This is a genomic window from Allorhizocola rhizosphaerae (genome assembly GCF_003426775.1).
Classification (GTDB): Bacteria; Actinomycetota; Actinomycetes; order Mycobacteriales; family Micromonosporaceae; genus Allorhizocola; species Allorhizocola rhizosphaerae.
Map to the genome: position 1 here is coordinate 1 of NZ_QJUG01000450.1, position 2,182 is coordinate 2,182.

Genomic DNA, 2,182 nt, shown 5'->3' on the forward strand with positions numbered 1-2,182 from the left:
CTGCGGCCTTCGGCGAGCTGGGGCGGGCGCGGGGCGGGATACCGTGCGACCCGGGCGCGGGCAGCGGCGCCGGGGTGCCCGCACCGACCAGCACCGACCCAGGCACGGCCGTGGGCGGGCCTGCGGTGCACACGTGCACCCCGCTCACCGTCACGGCCGCCACGTTGGGCACGGTGGAGCTGCGCACCAACCGGGGCCTGCTGGCCGTGCCGGCCTGGCAGTTCGCAGTGGACGGTGCCACCGGCTTCGGCTCGCCGGTCGCGCGGGTCGCGGTCGACCCGGCCACCTTCGGCCTCCCGCCACAGGCGGAGATCCCGCCGTGGGGCGAGTCCGATGTCGCCACCGTCGACCGGCTCACGCTGGCCGAGCCGCGCCGCATCGAGTTCACCATCGGGGTGAGCGCCTGCTCGTCCGACCCGGTCGGTTACGTGCACGAGACCACCGATGTCGTGGTCGTCGGCGGATACGCCCAACCCAAACCCGGCCCGTGCATCGGCGCCCTCAAACTCGTCCCGGTCACCGTCGCCCTCAACGACGCCCTGGCCGCCCGCCCCATCCTCGACAGCGTCTCCGGCCGCGTCCTGCTCTGACCGTCGTCCCCCGCCCCCTGGTCCAATGTGGATCCCGGGTGCGAGTGGCTCTGCCGTAGGGGTGAGCGGCCTGATCCATCCGGCTGGCCGCGTGGGTGTTCACCATCGCGCACCGCCGGGCGGTCGACCGGGTGCGCTCGGAGCAGGCGGGGGCCGATCGCGTGCCCCGCCTGACCCCCGACCGCTCCAGCCGGCCTGACCCCGGTCGCGGAGTTGATCATGAAGAGTGAAGTTCGTGATCAACCGGAAAGGGGTTGGTCGAATTGCCAGAGGAAGCCGGCTACGGCTTGTTCCAGGACGGAGACGTGGCGTGCCACCGCGTTCTGGTCGTCGAGGTCGACCGGTGTGCGCTCGATGATGTGGTCGTTGGGCGGGCGGTAGTCGGCCCAACGGGCCCACCAGACGTGGGTGGGCAGCCGGTCGGGGTGAAACGTCACGTGGAAGGCGGCGTTTTCTATCCGGCGGTGGGCGGCGCGCCGGAAACGCGGGGCGACCGGGTTTTCGCTGTCGCGAAAAGTTGTCACGTATTCGAGCGAGTGCTCGTCGCTCGTGTTGAGCGTGCGCGGCAGGGTGAGCTCGACCGCCCACAGGTTGCCCTTGATGCGGTACGGGTCGCCGGGCGTGCCGCCGTGGATCTGCTCGACGCGGGCCTCGCCGAGGTCGAAAACGTAGCGGTGCGTGGACACGCCGTCGACGAGGGCCCGGATGGTCTGGACCGTGCGATGGCGGGCCGGGCGCCCGTCGGGACCCAGCTCATGAAACTCGTTCAGCTCGATCGTCTGGTAGGGGACGCTGCCGAGCGGCCCTTCTGCGGGCGGAGGCAATTCGCCGATGATTACCTGCCCCGGTTCTACGGTCATGTCAAAGTCTCCGTAGCGGGCCTTCGCCTACGGCTGGTTCGGCTTTGACACTCGTGTTCACTGATGGCTCCAAACTACCTCTTGGCAACCATGAATCCTCGTCGACGTTTGGTGGAACGTCAACGCGAAGGGTACGACATGGTCACCCAGCGAAGGGTTGAGTCGTTGGGTGATTTAGGCTTTATGGTGCATATATACACGATCTATTATGGAGGGACGGATTCACGATGATCGGAGTCTTGTTACTCGCGCTGCTGAGTGGCTCGCAGTCCGAGACCGAGGCGGGGTCCTACGACCTGAGCATTACGACCGAGGCGGGGCTGGAGAAGCGGGCGACCCTGACGTGCAGGCCCACCGGCGGCATGCATCCGGAGGCCAGGGCGGCGTGCCGCCAGCTGGTCAAGGCGCGCGGCGACATCGCCGCCATCCCACCCGCTGACGGAGTGTGCACGACGGAGTACGCGCCGGTGACTCTCCGTGCCTTCGGGCTCTGGAACGGTACCGAAAAAGAATTTGAAGGGATCTTCTCCAACCAGTGCGTCGCGAACCGTCAAACCGGCGGACATGTTTTCAATTTTTGAACCATCATCTAGTAGTACTTTGTTATGTTGTGTCGTCGAATGTGCGGTTGCAGATGTGGCATGCGCCGGTGATGACCATGAGTATGGGTTGCAGGAGCCGCAGGACGGCGTAGAGGGTCAGGCCGGCGCATCCACTTTTGGGTCCAGGCGC

The 2,182-nt window shown here is 67.1% G+C and carries 2 protein-coding genes and 1 pseudogene; 2 read left to right on the forward strand and 1 reads right to left on the reverse strand.

The window, feature by feature from the left end:
- Positions 1 to 590: pseudogene (locus DM816_RS41625) on the forward strand (hypothetical protein); the annotation flags it as partial.
- A gap of 239 nt (positions 591 to 829) precedes the next feature.
- Here DM816_RS41625 and DM816_RS41635 read toward each other — a convergent pair.
- Complete coding sequence (locus tag DM816_RS41635) at positions 830 to 1,450, reverse strand: hypothetical protein (RefSeq protein ID WP_117215909.1); 621 nt, start codon at positions 1,448 to 1,450, stop codon at positions 830 to 832.
- Positions 1,451 to 1,677: 227 nt separating this feature from the next.
- On the opposite strand from DM816_RS41635, the gene DM816_RS41640 reads away from it, so the two are divergent.
- On the forward strand, positions 1,678 to 2,031 hold the full coding sequence (locus DM816_RS41640; RefSeq protein WP_117215910.1) for an SSI family serine proteinase inhibitor: 354 nt from the start codon (positions 1,678 to 1,680) through the stop codon (positions 2,029 to 2,031).
- The last annotated feature ends 151 nt before the right edge of the window (positions 2,032 to 2,182 follow it).